At 40.6% G+C, this 16,766-nt stretch carries 13 protein-coding genes and 2 pseudogenes; all 15 read right to left on the bottom strand.

The window, feature by feature from the left end:
* Positions 1 to 37 precede the first annotated feature (37 nt).
* The 15 genes and pseudogenes from CBM15_RS14190 to CBM15_RS19625 all read right to left on the bottom strand — a co-directional run bounded on the left by CBM15_RS14190 (position 38) and on the right by CBM15_RS19625 (position 16,757).
* The gene (locus CBM15_RS14190; protein WP_087618019.1) at positions 38 to 1,240 is read right to left on the bottom strand and encodes an iron-containing alcohol dehydrogenase; all 1,203 of its coding nucleotides are present in this window, start codon (positions 1,238 to 1,240) and stop codon (positions 38 to 40) included.
* A gap of 24 nt (positions 1,241 to 1,264) precedes the next feature.
* A complete protein-coding gene (locus tag CBM15_RS14195) occupies positions 1,265 to 2,782 on the bottom strand; it encodes an aldehyde dehydrogenase family protein (RefSeq protein ID WP_087618020.1) in 1,518 nt (505 codons plus the stop codon).
* Between the two features lie 56 nt (positions 2,783 to 2,838).
* Positions 2,839 to 3,729: pseudogene (locus CBM15_RS14200) on the bottom strand (R2-like ligand-binding oxidase); the annotation flags it as partial.
* Positions 3,730 to 3,855: 126 nt separating this feature from the next.
* Positions 3,856 to 4,237 (bottom strand): annotated as a pseudogene (locus CBM15_RS14205) (MaoC/PaaZ C-terminal domain-containing protein).
* A gap of 11 nt (positions 4,238 to 4,248) precedes the next feature.
* Entirely contained in the window at positions 4,249 to 4,656 is a 408-nt protein-coding gene (locus CBM15_RS14210) for an FAS1-like dehydratase domain-containing protein (protein WP_087618022.1), read from the bottom strand.
* 56 nt (positions 4,657 to 4,712) lie between these two features.
* Positions 4,713 to 5,885, bottom strand: coding sequence for an acyl-CoA dehydrogenase family protein (locus CBM15_RS14215; protein ID WP_087618023.1), 1,173 nt, complete (start codon positions 5,883 to 5,885; stop codon positions 4,713 to 4,715).
* A gap of 36 nt (positions 5,886 to 5,921) precedes the next feature.
* Positions 5,922 to 6,833, bottom strand: coding sequence for an SDR family NAD(P)-dependent oxidoreductase (locus CBM15_RS14220; protein ID WP_087618024.1), 912 nt, complete (start codon positions 6,831 to 6,833; stop codon positions 5,922 to 5,924).
* Between the two features lie 27 nt (positions 6,834 to 6,860).
* Positions 6,861 to 8,147 carry an acetyl-CoA hydrolase/transferase family protein gene (locus CBM15_RS14225; RefSeq protein WP_087618025.1) on the bottom strand — a complete coding sequence of 429 codons (1,287 nt, stop codon included), beginning with the start codon at positions 8,145 to 8,147 and terminating at the stop codon, positions 6,861 to 6,863.
* A 23-nt stretch (positions 8,148 to 8,170) separates the two neighbouring features.
* Complete coding sequence (locus tag CBM15_RS14230; RefSeq protein ID WP_087618026.1) at positions 8,171 to 9,364, bottom strand: thiolase family protein; 1,194 nt, start codon at positions 9,362 to 9,364, stop codon at positions 8,171 to 8,173.
* Positions 9,365 to 9,432: 68 nt separating this feature from the next.
* Complete coding sequence (locus tag CBM15_RS14235) at positions 9,433 to 10,608, bottom strand: acyl-CoA dehydrogenase family protein (protein WP_087618027.1); 1,176 nt, start codon at positions 10,606 to 10,608, stop codon at positions 9,433 to 9,435.
* An 87-nt stretch (positions 10,609 to 10,695) separates the two neighbouring features.
* Positions 10,696 to 11,814 carry a thiolase family protein gene (locus CBM15_RS14240; protein WP_087618028.1) on the bottom strand — a complete coding sequence of 373 codons (1,119 nt, stop codon included), beginning with the start codon at positions 11,812 to 11,814 and terminating at the stop codon, positions 10,696 to 10,698.
* A gap of 532 nt (positions 11,815 to 12,346) precedes the next feature.
* Positions 12,347 to 14,248: a lipoteichoic acid synthase gene (gene ltaS, locus CBM15_RS14245; RefSeq protein ID WP_087618029.1), complete on the bottom strand. Its 1,902-nt coding sequence runs from the start codon at positions 14,246 to 14,248 to the stop codon at positions 12,347 to 12,349.
* A gap of 229 nt (positions 14,249 to 14,477) precedes the next feature.
* Positions 14,478 to 14,918: an ASCH domain-containing protein gene (locus CBM15_RS14250; RefSeq protein ID WP_087618030.1), complete on the bottom strand. Its 441-nt coding sequence runs from the start codon at positions 14,916 to 14,918 to the stop codon at positions 14,478 to 14,480.
* Positions 14,915 to 16,528 (bottom strand): ribosomal protection-like ABC-F family protein, encoded by a 1,614-nt coding sequence (abc-f, locus tag CBM15_RS14255; protein ID WP_087618031.1) that lies wholly within the window; start codon positions 16,526 to 16,528, stop codon positions 14,915 to 14,917. Before abc-f ends, CBM15_RS14250 begins: the two co-directional genes overlap by 4 nt.
* A 97-nt stretch (positions 16,529 to 16,625) precedes the next feature.
* Positions 16,626 to 16,757, bottom strand: coding sequence for an RAxF-45 family protein (locus CBM15_RS19625; RefSeq protein WP_008404783.1), 132 nt, complete (start codon positions 16,755 to 16,757; stop codon positions 16,626 to 16,628).
* Positions 16,758 to 16,766 lie beyond the last annotated feature (9 nt).

Raw genomic sequence — 16,766 nt, forward strand, 5'->3', positions numbered from 1 at the left:
GGATCCCCCTTTCCTGATGAAGAGCAATTGCTTTTAATTAAATACTTACTTTAGAACTGATTACTTCTTTAGAAACGTTTACAATGATGTCATCAGGAATTCGGAAGCTTAATGATGACGGGTCATTTTGTACGGCTGGGACAAGTTGCGGAATATCTGCCGCATCAATATTAAACTCGTCGAAGCTGTCCGGTAGATTGACTGTATTTCTTAAGTCAACAATTACATTGATGCACTCTTCCAATGTTTCTTGCGGATTTTCTGCGTTTGGAATAATTCCCAGTGCAGATGCAAATGCATTCACTTTCGGTAAATACATGCTCGGCATATTTTTCACCACACTCGGCATGAGAACTGCATTTGCCAGCCCATGTGGAATGCCGTATTTCGCGCCATACGTATGGGCTATATTGTGGATTGGTATATTGGCCATGGCCGATTGGAAACTTGTGATAGCCATTGCACTTGCTTGTAGCATATTCGCACGTGCAGCCACATTTTTCCCATCATGCACAGCTGTAGTCAAATTTTCGACAATGATTTTTGCGGCATGCAGTGCAAATGCATCCGAGAAATTCGTTGATTTTGTTGAGAAAAATCCTTCTACAGCATGTGTCAGTGCATCCATACCAGTAAACGCTGTTACTCTTGGCGGTAAACCAACTGTTAAGTCAGGATCTAATACCGCAATATCAGAACTCAAATACGGATTCATTAAATTGCACTTCAGGTTCAGCATTTCATTGAACACTACTGAAATACTGGAAATTTCAGAACCCGTTCCAGCTGTAGTAGGAATCGAAATATGCGGAATACCGAATGGCTTTGCATCCGGCCAAACCTCTAAAACGTTCCCTGTTAAAATATACTCAACTTCGTTAACACCATTGTAAAGAGCCCATTTGACAGTTTTAGCTGTATCAATAACACTCCCGCCGCCAATGGCAATAATGGAGTCGCCATTGCATTCTTTAAAATATTTCAGGCCTCTGTTAATATTGCTCGATTTCGCATCTTGCTGAATATCATCAAATACGCCAGCGAGCTTTATGCCAGGGACCATATCAAATAAGCTTTTGATTTTTTGTGTTAAGCCTGCATCCGTCAATCCTTTATCAGAAAATAGAACAGGGCGCTTTCCACCTAAACCTTGGATTAGATCGGGTACTAAAATATGTGAACCTGCACCACTTCGGATTTCAGGGCGATGTGTGAATTCAAAATAGGAAGTCGTTTTCATCGTATCTCTCCATTCATTTTTCGATTAAAAGATTAGTCCTAAAGCTGGGCGCTGTGCATTTTCCGTCGTAAGTGAAGTGCAAATGTTTTTAAGCTCTGTGTAGTCATCAAACACTTGAGCTCCCTGTTCACGACCTAAGCCACTTTGCTTATAGCCACCGAATGGAGCATCTGTACGGAAAATATGCCAGTCATTGATCCAGATTGTTCCGGCATTGATTTTCGTAGCAATTTCATTTGCTTTCGTCACATCACGGCCCCAAACACCGCCTGTTAATCCATATTCCGTATCATTTGCGATGGCGATCGCTTCTTCTTCTGTTGAATATTTAATCACGCATAGAACCGGCCCAAAGATTTCTTCTCTCGCAATCTTCATATCGTTCGTCACATCTGCGAAAATCGTCGGCTCGATGAAATACCCGTTTTCCAGCCCTGGACCTGCTGCACGTTTACCGCCACATACAAGTTTTGCACCCTCATCAATGCCAGACTGAATATAATCGAGGACTTTATTCATCTGTGTTTCCGAGATAACCGGTCCCATTCCGGTCGTCATATCAAGCGGCTGGCCAAGTTTTATTTTCTTTGTTGTTTCAACTAGTTGTTGCACGACAATGTCATAAATGGATTCATGTACGATGAGACGTGTACTCGCTTCACATACTTGTCCTGAATGGAAAAATACGCCGAGCAGAATTCCTGGGATAGCCACTTCGAGATTTACATCAGGAAGCACGATCGCAGGCGCTTTCCCTCCAAGTTCAAGCGTAACTTTCTTTACTGTACCTGCAGCTTGTGCCATAATTTTTCTGCCTACTTCTGTAGATCCAGTAAACGCCACTTTCGATACATCCGGATGTGTAACAAGTGCGTCGCCCACTTCAGCTCCAGGACCTGTTACGACATTGATGACCCCTGGTGGAATACCTGCTTCAACTGCTAATTGTGCAAGCTTCAATGTACCTAATGGTGTATTGGAAGCCGGCTTAATAATGATGGAGTTCCCCATCGCAATTGCCGGTGCGATTTTCCACATCGCCAAAACTAGCGGGAAGTTAAATGGTGTAATCGCCGCTACTACACCGAGTGGTTCGCGAACAAGCAGACTACGATTTGCACCTAATTGTTCGTTGACCGGAAGAGCTGTTACTGCCTCATATTTCAGCGATAAATCCGCTGTTTGAGTAAGAGAAAGCACTAACTGCCGAATATCTGCGCCACCCAATTTACGAAGTGTCGCCCCCGTACTAATCCCTTCTAAGAAAATGATTTCCTGCGCATGCTGTCTGATTTTCCCCGCAAATTGCATCATGATCTGTGCACGTTCTGCCTGCGTTTTTCCTGACCAGACACCTGATTCAAAAACTTCTTTCGCATTTTGAACCGCATTATTCACATCTTCCTGATTTCCTTTTGAAACTTTCGCTACGATTTCTGACGTAGCCGGATTGATCACATCAAAAAATTCACCTGAAGCAGGTGGTGTCCATTCACCATTGATAAACTGCGGAAAGATCTTAACTTGTACGTCTGTCGTCATCCTTCATCCCCCTCTAAATAGCAAACTGTTTATTACAGCGTCTGAATGAATACTTCCTATACTTCTTCTAAAGCAATGTCCGTATTATAGATTTCTTCTAACGTCTTTCCTTTAGCTCTGGAAAGAACTGTCAGACGTGCCTGTAATTGCTTCATGGCAAATTCCATCGATTTTCCTCGTTCAATTCCAAGACTTGTTACTTGTTTGTCTTCTTTTCCTTCTGTTAACATCATCGCAATCGGTAACAGCTCCTGCAGTCTTTGCTGTACGCGTTCAAACAGCTCCAGTTCAGGATTCTCACTAATTAGGCGCTGAATGAGGAATGTACCAAAACCTATATGACGTCCTTCGTCACGCTTAACGTTTCGAATTCCTGAAATAAATCCCGGGAACAAATTTGCGCTTGATAGTGCTTCATGGAAGAACCAGTAACCTGTTTCAGCCAAAACTCCTTCTGCAAAAATATTATAAGTAACCGCAGCATCTATCATTGCTTCCGGTGACTGATCTTCAATCAATCTGCCCATAACTGCTGGCAACGTTTCATCAAATAACTTCCGGTAACCTGGTGACAGTAAATGAGTCAAATCATCCTTTACGCCGATTTCTTCCAGGAACAGACTGAAAAATTCAGCATGCTTTGCTTCTTCAAAAAGGAACGTTGTTAAATAAGATTCCTCTTCGAACCATCCCTTTTTAGAAACCGCCATAATCATCGGTAAAATATCTTGTGTGACCGCTTCTTCACCGCCAATAAATTGGGCAAACTGAGTAAGCACCTCTAGTTGCTGTTCTTCATTTAATTTCTTCCAATCTTCTTTATCTTGCGTAAAATCGATATCTACCGGATTCCAGATTCCGAACTTTTTTGCTTTTTGGTACAAATTATACGGTAGTGAATTTTTGTTGATTTCCTGTTTAGTCGTTACATATTCTCTCATTGCGAGCTCCCCCTTAAATTTTGTTTGTTACTCCATAACTGCGTAATGATAAGAGATTCTCCTGTAAATATTGCAGTCAACATCACAAATTTTACGTAACGAGTCATCTCTCTAGAACAACGTTGGAAGCAATTATTTTTTTATTTCAAAAAATGCTTTCACCTTTACTTCATCAGACTCATTAACTGCTTCTGCCTCACAAATCCAGCAAGTTTCATTTTCACCGACAACACGGCCTTGTATAGTTATTCTTTCTCCTGGCCTTGTCATTGCTTTAAATCTCGTTGTGAATTTCTTCAGGTTCTTTACTTCGAACCATTGCCCAATTGCCTGCCCGACAAAGCCCATAACCAACATGCCATGTGCAATGACCCCCGCCTAAACCTGCTGCCTCTGCAAATGGGACAACGGTATGGATCGGGTTGAAGTCTCCGGATGCACCTGCATATCGAACGAGCTGCGTATGCGTTATTTCTTCCTTCTGTAAAGGTTCCAGCGTCTGGCCTACTTCCATAAAATAACCCCCTAATGCCTTTCGATAATCGTGGATCGACTGATTAAAACCGTTTCACCATGTTTATCCAAATAATCTTTTCGTATGATAAAGAAGTTCATCGCCGCTTTTGAATAAGCTTTTTCAATGACCCCATGTACTGTAATTTCTTCATTGGGAACGATTTCCCTGAAATATTCATACTCCTGCTCGCCATGAAGAACCTTTTTCATGTTTAAATTTAATAGCTCGGACGAGGAAGCATCTCCACCCCAAAAGTCGATTACTGTCGGGAATGTAGGTGGAACCGCTTCTCCATTCAAATACTCCTCCTTCAGATCACCAATCGCTTGGGCCAATTCTTTGATTTTTCCTTTTTCAACTCGAAAGGTGTAGGCTTCTAACTTCAGACCAACTTTTTCCTTAAGCCCTGTACTCAAAAAATTACCTCCTCCAATTTAATTTGTGTTATTTTCAGATAATTCAAATCAGATTACTAGATTGATACGGGCGGTGCTTTCTTCAAATATTCTTTATGAATTTGAGCAGCAATAATATTTTTTTGAATTTCAGATGTGCCTTCATATATTTTCGTAATACGGGCATCCCGATAATATCTTTCAACAGGGAACTCTTTCATATAGCCGAGGCCACCATGAATTTGCACAGCTTTATCTGCTATGCAATTATAAATTTCCGAACCTAAAAGTTTTGCCATCGCGGCCTCTTTTATGACATTCATCCCCTGGTCCACCATCCATGCCACCCGGTACGTAAAGGATCTCAATGTTTCGATATCCAATGCCATTTCCGCCAAGTAATGTTGAATGATTTGCTGTTCAAAAATTGGCTTTCCGAACTGTTCACGCTCATGCGCATATTTGACGGATAGCTCAAAAAGCTTTTGCGCTGAGCCTAAGTTTCTCGCCGCGAGCCCAGCACGACCATTTGCCAAAATGGTTAAGGCATTGACATAACCTAATCCTTCTACACCAAGTACATTTTCGACCGGCACTTCACAATCCTCGAAGAAAATCTCAGAAGAATGAGATCCGCGAAGCCCCATTTTTTCTTCTGTTTTTCCAATGATTAAACCAGGAGCGCTTTTATCTACAAGGAAAGAAGTAATTCCTTTTGCGCCTTTAGTTGGATCGGTTACAGCCATTACTGTAAAAACCCCAGCAATCGGCGCATTTGTAATATACTGCTTCGCGCCATTCAGAATGTATTTGTCTCCTTTACGAACGCCCGTTGTTTTTAAAGCTGCTGCATGAGAACCCGCAGTCGTTTCAGTTAAAGCAAACGCACCAATAATTTCACCCGAAGCCATGCGGGGTAAATATTTTTGCTTTTGCTCTTCCGTCCCCAATTCCACAATCCCGACCGATCCAATTCCTGTATGTGCACCGATTACCGTCATATAACCGTTCGATGTACGGCCGATTTCTTCAAAAAGACTACATTTCCCGACCATATCAATGCCTGTACCACCGTATTCTGCAGGGATACTTAGACCGAATAAACCCATTTCTTTTGACTTTTCCATAATATGTTCCGGTATTCGGTCTTCACGATCAATCTCTCCTGCAAGCGGATCCACCACATTGTCTATAAACTCTCGAATTGTTTTTTTCATTTCGATTAAATCGGGTGGTAGCTGAAAGTCCATTTTTCTCTCTCCCTTCCAATTTAACAGTCCAAACAATTATACTAATGGGGCATACGGGAAGACTTGCGCACTAGCTTCAAGCGGTGTAAAACTTGATTGAAGCGAGCCTTTGATTGCACTTAAGCTATCAACGGACCAGCCTTTCGCATTGAATACCGAGCGAATCGGACGCGGCTGAGAAAACACCATAATTTCCTTACCTCGTACACCAAATATTTGACCGGAAATATCGGCAGCTTCATCCGATGCCAAAAAGGCAACTAATGGCGCAATATGAGCTGGTGAAAGCTGTTTCAGTCTTTCCACTCGCTCTTTTTCATCCTCTGTCTCTGTAGGGATTGTCCCGATTAATCGGCTCCATGCAAACGGGGCAATCGCATTCGATGTAACATTATACCGGGCCATATCTAACGCCGTACTTTTACTTAATCCGACAATCCCTAATTTAGCAGCTGAATAATTGGCTTGCCCCACATTACCGATTAACCCTGATGTGGAGGTGAAATGAATAAAACGCCCACTTTTTTGTTCTTTAAAGATTGTTGATGCCGCTCGTGTCATATTAAATGAACCCTTTAAGTGAACCGCAATTACTGTATCCCACTCTTCTTCGCTCATTTTAAACAACATCCGGTCACGTAAAATACCTGCATTATTCACGACGATATCTAAGCGGCCGAATCGTGATAATGCTGTGTCTATAATATTGGAAGCAGATTCATAGTCAGCAACGGAATCATAGTTGGCTACAGCCTCTCCGCCAAGGTCCTGTATTTCCTGCACCACCTCATCTGCAATTTTTGTATCATTTCCTTGCCCATCGGATCCGCCACCTAAATCATTGACTACAACTTTTGCTCCTTCTTTCGCTAGAAGTAAGGCAATATCTCGTCCAATACCTCGACCGGAACCTGTGACAATTGCAACTTTATCTTTTAAATTCGACATAGTTAACATCCTTTCTTATTTGGCTCATTACACTAATTGTTTGTATTCTTCCGTAAGAGCAGCCCGGAATTTCGGATGCGCAATGGCAATTAGGCTTTGCGCCCGTTCACTTAAAGATTTTCCAAACAGTTTTGCAATACCATACTCTGTGACAACGTAGTCGATTTCAGACTTTAATGACGTCACGTATTTTGTATGAATCTTTATCCGGGATTCCGCTCCGTTTTTCGCCGTAGAAGGCAGCGCAATAATTGCTCTTCCACCTGGAGAAAGCTTTGATCCGTGAATGAAATCCATTTGACCTCCAACCCCTGCAACAACATAGGAGTCCTCAACTTGCTCGGCATTGATTTGGCCGGACAGGCTTACTTCCAACGCCGAGTTAATTGAATAAAAATGACTAATTTTCGATATAATCGCTGCATTATGGGTGTAACTTACCGGATACAGTTCAACGCTTTTATTTTGATGACAAAACTTATATAAATCATTTGTTCCTGTAAGTGTTGTACAAACGGTTTTATGCCGGTTGATCTCTTTTCGTTCATTTGTAATAACTCCAAGATTAATGAGCTGCATTATCTCATCGGAAATCGAACCCGAATGCACTCCTAATCCTGCTTTTGACTGGAGTGACCGGACAAAACTAGCAGCGATTTTACCGACGCCAACTTGTATCGTCGCATAATCAGGGATTAGCGTTGCCACGTATTTACCGATAGCTAATTCTTCTTTAGCCGGATGACTGTTTGGAATCGTAAGTAACGGTCGGTCAGATGGAACAAACTTGTCGATCTGGGATACATGGACGAGAGTTTCTCCACATGTATAAGGAAGATTGCTGTTTACTTCCGCAATCACAACCGTCGCTTCCTTTATCAATGTCTGTACAACATCTACCGAAAGACCAAGACTACAAAAACCGTTTGCATCTGGACGGGAAACCTGAATAAGTGCAACATCAATATTCTCTTCTTTGATCCACCGAGGGATGTCCGAGAAATTTACAGGAACGTAATCACAATTATTATTTTCGTATGCTTTTTTCAATAAGGATGAATTTAAGAATGTTCGAATTCTAAAGTGTGGGTGACATATGGGATCCGCGTATTTACACGGACTCCCTAAAATGATGGTATATAATAAAATCTCTTGTAATCGCGACTTTTGACGAATCAATTCTTCTACAAGTACTTGAGGTTCATTACACATCGGTGCCAAAAATATCGTTTGAGAGGATTCAATAAGTTGGATTGCGTTTTCAGCAGTGGTACATTTTTTTGTATAGTGGTGTTTCCAATCGGTATTGTTCATGGTGATCAGCTCCGGTTCCGTATCTACAACTGCATATTTTCAACAATTGTTGTAATACCAAGGCCACCGCCAATACAGAATGTGACTAAACCGTATTTTTCTCCACGTCTTTCCATTTCATGAAGCAGCTTCGTCATTAATACACCACCTGTGCCGCCAATCGGATGACCAAGTGCGATTGCGCCCCCATTTACATTTACTCGGTTTATATCCATGCCAAGTTCCTTAATGACGGCCAAGGATTGAGCTGCAAAGGCTTCATTTAATTCTATTAAACCGATTTGATCAAGTGTTAAGTCCGCTAATTGCAATGCTTTTCTCGTTGCCGGGGCAGGGCCAATTCCCATAATTTCCGGTGAAACTCCTGAAACAGCTTGCGCAATAATTTTCGCCTTAGGTTTTTTATCATACTGTGCAGCCGCTTCTTCCGACATGAGCATAATCACACCCGCTCCATCATTACGACCGCTTGTATTCCCCGCAGTAACTGTACCGTTTTCTTTAAAAACCGGTTTTAATTGAGATAATTTTTCGAATGTTGTTTCTCTCGGATGTTCGTCTACTTTAAATTCGACGGTTCCTTTTTTCGTCTTCACTTCAAATGGAACGATTTGATCCGTGAATAATCCCGTTTCGATGGCTCTTTTTGCATTCTCCTGGCTTCTTAAGGCAAACTCATCTTGTTCACTTCGGGAAATGGCGTATTTTACAGCCAAGTTTTCAGCAGTCATTCCCATTGTTAATGCACCATATGTTTCAATTGGCTGGGCACGTGGTTGACTTTCCGTGTTTGAATCGAGAATTTCACCGTTTCCAGCGCCGTAACCGTAACGGACATTCCGCAAATAGTATGGGGCTGTGCTCATACTTTCAGCTCCACCCGCAATAATAATATCCGAAAGCCCACACATGATTTGCTGAGCACCGCTATTCATTGCCTGCAGACCTGAACCGCATTGCCGGTGAACTGTATAGCCGGTAATTTCAATCGGAAAACCTGCACGTAAAAGGGCTAAGCGGGCTAGATTAGGCGAATCAGTACTTTGCTTTGCTTGTCCGATAATGACTTCATCGATTTTATCCTTACCAATTCCGGTACGAACAGTAATTTCGTCCAACACTTTTGCCGCAAGATAATCTACCTCTACATTTTTTAATGTTTCGCCCATACGACCAACTGCAGTACGTACAGAGTCTATAATTACGGCATTTTTCATTGCGTCTCACCTCATTAATTCGTATTACGTATCATGTGTTTATACTTGATGAAATAATTTCGGATTTATTACAGTCCCAAATTTTTGGCAATAATGACTTTCATAATTTCGTTGGAACCGGCGAAAATTGGTGTAACGGCAATATCCCGGAATCGTCTCGCAATCTTGTATTCTTCCATATAGCCATACCCGCCATGTAATTGCATACAGTCCACCGAAATTTTGCGTGCCATATCTGTGATCCACCATTTGGCCATAGATACTTCCGTCACAATATCCTGTCCTTCTAAATGTCGTAAGATTAAATCATCCACAAATGTTTGGCCGATTTTTACTTGTGTCGCAATTTCAGCCAGCGTAAATTGTGTATTTTGGAATTTACCGATCGGTTTACCAAACGCTTCACGCTCTTTTACATATTGCAGCGTCAAGTCCAGCATATCTTTTGCAGCGGTAATTGCTCCTACTGCCGTGAGCAGACGTTCTTGCTGCAATTTTTGCATTAAATACAAGAACCCTTTTCCTTCTTCCCCAAGAAGATTTTCCGCAGGTACTCGTACATTTTCAAAAATCAGTTCTGCTGTATCCTGACTATGCATACCAACCTTGTCTAATTTTCTGCCACGGGAGAAACCTTCCATCCCTCTCTCAATGATCAATAGGCTTACCCCATTATGGGCAGGTACCGCTTTTGGATCTGTTTTACAGGCGATGATGATGACATCGGAAAGAATTCCATTTGTAATAAAGGTTTTTTGACCATTTACAATATAGTCTGATCCATCTTTCACCGCAGTCGTCGTCATTTTCTGTAAATCAGACCCTGCACCCGGTTCTGTCATCGCAATTGCTGAAATCCATTCACCGCTTACAAACTTCGGAAGGTATTTCATCTTCTGCTCTTCTGTTCCAAAAGAAGTGATATACGGTGTTACGACATTGCTGTGCAGACCAATCCCACTTAAGCCGCCACCGACTTTTGACAGTTCTTCAGACAATACAATATCAAAAATAAAGTCCAAGCCCATTCCGCCATACTTTTCTTCTATGCTTGGACATAAAAATCCCTGACTTCCTAACTTTGTCCAAAGTTCACGCGGAACGATGCGATCATGTTCCCACTGTGTAAAATAAGGTTCAATCTCTTTTTCGACAAATTTTCTAAGAGAGTCCCTGAACATAATATGATCATCATTAAAAAATGTACGGGACTCTTTTCTAGATTTCGCCAATGTTTTATTCATTGATTTCACTCTCTCTTCGTCATATTTTTAACACCTTTTTATATTGAAAGCGATTACATATCTATAAAATATGAATAGTGCCTTTATTTAAATTCTCTCAATAATTGTTGCATTGGCCATGCCCATTCCTTCACAAATCGCAAGCAAGCCGTATCGTTGGTTATTACGCTCCATTCGGTAAAGCATCGAAGTTAATAATTTCGTCCCGGTTGCGCCAAGTGGATGACCTAACGCAATTGCACCACCATCCGGATTCAGTTTCGCCAAATCCGCTCCCAGCTCTTTTGCCCAAACAATTGGTACTGGAGCAAATGCTTCATTCACTTCATACGTATCGATCTCTTCAATCGTTAAGTTTGCCTTTTGAAGGACACGTTTTGTCGCTTCAATTGGGCCTGTCAGCATAAGTGTCGGGTCAGAACCTACGACAGTACGCGCGATGATTTTTGCCATCGGTTTCACACCGAGTTCCTCTGCCTTATCACTGGACATAATGAGTACAGCCGACGCACCATCACTCATTTGTGATGAAGTTCCGGCAGAAATCAATCCGTCTTCTTTAAACAGCTTCCTTAAGCCTTGCAGAACTTCAACGGTTGTTCCGAGTCTTGGGCCTTCATCGGTATCCACATCACCAATCGCTACAACTTCATCGTTAAAGTAGCCGGCTTTGATTGCTTCACTGGCACGTTGTTGGCTCAACACAGAATATTCATTAATTTCCGGCTCTGTTAATTGCCATTGTTCTGCAATTCGCTCTGCGGACAAACCTTGGTGGATCAACTCATATTTTTTAATACGGTCACTTTTGCGCGTGCCCTCCATATTGGATCCCATCGGTACACGACTCATGCTTTCAATACCACCCGCAATGACAATGTCCATATCGCCAGAAATAATCGCTTGTGCCGCAAAATGGACTGCCTGTAAACTCGAGCCGCATTGCCGGTCAATCGTTACACCAGGCACTTCAATCGGAAAGCCTGCCATCAGTGCAGCAATTCGTGCGATATTTCCGCCTTGTTCCAATGTCTGGGTAACACAGCCGAAAATAACATCCTCTACAAGTGCCTTTTCAATTCCTGCTCGACTTACTACCTCCTCCAGTACATCTGCAGCTAAATCATCTGCTCGTACTTCTGCTAAGACGCCATTTCTTCTGCCTACCGGTGTTCGTGTTGCAGCGACGATTACGGCTTCTCTCATACACTCATTCCCCCTTAATATATTGGGTGGCGAATTGCTTAGATCGCCTCATAAAAACTCTAATATCGTTTCGCTTTCCCAAAACCCACTATATGTTGCTTATACAAAAAGATTACAACCTATTAAGCAATTGAATATCTGTCTCTTAATTTATATAGATAATCAGGTGAAAATATTCTCAATAAATTAGTACTTTTAAATAGTAAAATTCACCGATCCCACGATTATTGTTATGGTTTTAATAACAAATCATAATTCCCCTTTATATTCCAATATAAGTTAATACATCACATTAAACGGTAATTAAAGTATCCCTTCATTGTGGTATATGTAAAATGAACATTAAGTCCAATAGTAAATTATTATGAAACAAATAGAGTTTTTCGAGTATATCGATGGATATTGAAAAGTATTTTTCTTTACTCGGATATGTTTAATTATTTTTTAAGCCATAATAAAAAGGCATCATCCATTTGAATTAATCAAAATAGATGATGCCTGAGTATATTTATTCAATTTTAAACTTTTCTGCTTATTCTTTTATACTTCCATCTTTGGAATGAAAGCGTAATAAATCCCCATTTACAACTTTATCGGAATAGTGAAGTTTTTCTTCTACCATCGCTTTTAATTTATCTGCTGTTTCCATTTTCGATTCATCGAGTATTTCGCCTGTTTTCGCGTCATAGTATTTGCCGTCCAATGAATAGATCGTCGGGCTGACAAAATTACCGTTTCTGAACGGAACTATCTCGCTATGCTCTTCCGATAGCAGGTCTGTCCCAAAATGAATATTGTTTTTCGTTTCAACACCAAGTAAATGCAGTACTGTCGGAAGAAGGTCTATTTGGCCACCATACGTATGGTTAACGCCGCCTTCCATACCCGGCACATGAATAAAGAGAGGCACACGCTGTAAATCGGCATTTACAACAGGTGTCACTTCTTCACCAATAATTTGTTCCATCGCTTTATTATGGTTGTCGGAAATTCCGTAATGGTCTCCGTACATCACAATCATTGTATTTTCATACAGACCGGATTCTTTTAAATACGTAAAGAACTGTTCAATTGCTTCGTCAGCGTATCGAGCTGTCTGGAAATAATTATCGACACTCGTATCACCTGTCGTCGCTTTCCCGATCGACACTAAATCCTGGTCAATCTTATATGGGAAGTGATGGGCAACCGTGATGAATTTTGTATAGAATGGCTGCGGCAATGTTTCAAGCAAGCTTTGCGACTGCTCGAAAAATGGTTTATCCATTAAACCGTACTCCGCCATATTTTTCGAATCGGCTGTATCATACGAACTTTCATCAAAAAATTCATCATAGCCAAACTGGTTATAAATCATATTTCGGTTCCAGAAGCTGCCGTTATTACCGTGGAACACTGCAGACGTATAGCCATAATCTTTTAGAATCGATGGTGCGGCTTCAAACGTATTTTGTCCTTTCGTAATAAAGGCCGAGCCTTGTGGCAATCCGAATAAAGAATTCTCTAACATAAATTCAGCATCGGACGTTTTACCCTGCGCTGTTTGATGATAAAAGTTATCGAAATACATTGTATTTTCATTTTTAACCAATGAATTTAAAAATGGTGTTACTTGTTCGCCTTCAAGCTCATAATCAATTAAAAATGACTGCATAGATTCCAAATGTAAATAAATAACATTCATATCTTTTGCTTTACCAAAATACTTCTCGTTTGGTTGAGATGAAAATGAATTTGTATAGTTTATTATTTCCGCAATATCACTGCTGTCAGCTGAAGCACGCTCTGAAGATGCTTCAAACGTTTTAACAGAATCATAAATTGAATAATTGTACATTCCTAAATATTTTACGATATAACTGCGGTCAAAGCCTCGGCTCAATAAATCCGGGCGATCTGCTTCCGCTAATTGCAAGTTAACAATAGACAATATAATTGCCGTAGCCACAACTGCTGCCGGCATTTTGAATCCGATTTTGCCGGATTGGAAATTAATTTTCTTTGAAAAACGAATATAGATCAACACGAAAATATCCACAAAAAATAATACATCATAAGGTTTTAATAATGTTAATACACTGCCGCCTAAATCCCCGAAGTTTTGTGTTTGAGATATCGTAGGTAGTGTAATAAAATCGCTGAAGAAACGATAATATACAGCATTTGCAAATAAAAGAATTGTCATCAACGTATAGATGAAGATCAATACTGTCAGTTTTCTTTTTCCTTTAAACAGAAATGCAACTGATAAAAATAGTAGCGCAGATCCCAATGGGTTGATCAATAAAAGAAACTGCTGGAGCGGTCCCTCAACACCCAGCTTAAACTGCGTCACTTGTGTAATATAAGTTTTCGCCCATAGCATTAAAACGGCCAGAACGAAAATCGCTAGGAAATTGTTTAATAAGCTTTTATTTTTTACTAAGTTTTTCACCTTGTAATCACTCTTTCTATTCAAAACATTTTTCCCTTTATATAGAGAAAAACAAGATTTAATATATCAAAAAAACATTAACCTATGCAACTATTATGTAACGATGTCCGATAGCAATTGTTGCCAGGAAATGTTGTTCTTGAACAAAATCAGTAAAAAAATGGAGGTTTGACTAAGCAAATTCCTCCATTTTATATATGTCTAACTATTGAAAATCCAGCTTAAAACTTTATTTAGGGAACACTTTTTTAAAGCGGTCACAAACAGTCAGCATTTCCTCGGTAAATTCCAGACCTTGTGCGGAGAGTTCTCTGCTAAAAAATGCAACATGTGCTTCCTTCCACTCCTCATAAGTGCCTTCTCCTTCGGCCAGAGCAAAACCAACAGGTACTTCATTAAATGGGTATATTTCAACAGAATAGGATTGAATGATTGCTACCGGTTCATCCTGACTGTTTAAAACAATTTGATAATCCCCAATTTCCGGTAAACTTTCCCCTTCTCGTTCATACAATGGAAAACTCGAGCAAGTTGCGGTTTTAGTGCCCACCTCGACAAGTCCTGCAAGCCAATCCGCCTTTTCACCAAATTGAAATGCTTCTTTATAACGGATATTTTCCATGCCTTCCGAATCACAATAATGCTGCCAATATGCTTCTATTTTATTCATTTGCTTAACTCCTTTTGTTTCGACTGTGCCCACTCAAATGGACCATCATGAACGGTTAGCTGCTGATTTTCCAGCCAAGCCGTTCTCGTAAATAGTTTTTGCAAAAAATAGCGGTCATGACTAATCGCAAGTATGGTTCCTTCAAAGTTCTCCAATGCTTCTTCAAGCGCTTCCCTCGACTCAATATCAAGATGATTCGTCGGCTCATCCAGTACTAGAACATTGCATTTCAGAACCATTAATTGAGCTAATCGAAGCCTCATTTTTTCCCCGCCGCTTAGTTGATCTACTTTTTTAAATACATCATGACCGTAAAACAAAAATTTGGCGAGCATATGCCGCGCATCATATTCCGTTAGCGAAACTTTCTCTCGGAATGCATCGATAAGACGCTGCTTGCCGTTCAATTGGTCAAACTGCTGTGCAAGGTAACCGATCTTTAAATTGCTCCCTTGTCTTGCCTCTCCATCAACCGGCGCAATTTCCCCTATTAGAATTTTTAATAACGTGGATTTTCCCGTACCGTTATTCCCAACAATCGCTACCCTATCTTGAAAATGTATCGATAAATCAACATCCATAAATAAAAAGTCATGATCAAACCCGTGGGAAATGTTTTTCAGCATAAACACTTCTTTTCCAGTCCGATCTTCCGTTTTCAGCTGTAAATTCATATTGCGCTCGGTTTTAGGCTTCTTGACGATTTCCATTCGTGCCAGCATTTTCTCCATTACTTTCGCTTTACGGTATAAATCAGGATTCGGAGGAGACGCTTCATTTGCCCATTGTCGTAATCGGCGAATCGCCTCTTTCATCTTCTGAATCTTTTTTTGCTGTTCTTCATATGCCGCAAACTGTTGCGCTATTTTTGCTTCTTTATTATTAATGTACTGATCATAGTTACCCTTACTTACCCAAATTTGGCCGTCTTCAATTTCTGCCACATACTGAACAATTTTATTTAAAAACATCCGGTCATGCGAGATTACAACAACGGTACCTCTAAAGTATAGTAAATAGTCTTCAAGCCACTGTGTTGCAGCAAGATCCAAATGATTTGTCGGTTCATCCAACAGCAAAATATCAGGCTGCTGCAATAAAATTTGAGCGAGCATTACCTTTGTTTTTTCTCCTCCGCTCAGCGCATCAAAAGGTTGATCTAATAACTTTGTAATCGCGAGTCCATTGGCGATCGATGCGATTTTCGCTTCGATTTCGTATCCGCCCTTTGCTAAATAATGCTCTTGCAGCTCACCGTACTGATTTAAAATCTTCTCCGATAAATCAGTTGCCATCTGCTTTTCCAAATGAGCTAAACGGTCTTTAATTTGATGTAATTCAGCAAATGCTTTCGACAATACATCAAAAACGGATGTATCCGTGTAGCGGGGAATTTGATGCAAGTAACCGATTGTTTGACCTTTCGATTTTATGATCCGTCCTTCATCCGGCTGTTCAATGTCTGCCAGCACTTTAAATAATGTCGTTTTTCCGCTGCCGTTTCGACCGACAATTGCGATACGTTCACCTGTATTTACTTCTATAGAAAGATCCTTAAAAATGGTATTGCCACCGATAATTTTCGTAATGTTTTCTGCTTTTAACTGCATATTTCTACGCCTCCATGGGCGCAGCTAAAAAACAAAAAGACTGCTCATTAACGAGAGCAGTCTTTTCAGTATTGGTGAAAAGAATGAAGTTAATTAGCTACGCATTATTTTTAAATTGTCTAAAAAAGGACACACCTATCCCGTTAGACCCAAATTTAAAAGTAATGACACGTGCAAAATACATAGCTGTATCCACTTTTACACCTGTCTCAATCGCCAACTTCTTCATTCCGTTCAC

This window comes from Solibacillus kalamii, assembly GCF_002174535.1.
Taxonomy (GTDB): Bacteria; Bacillota; Bacilli; order Bacillales_A; family Planococcaceae; genus Solibacillus; species Solibacillus silvestris.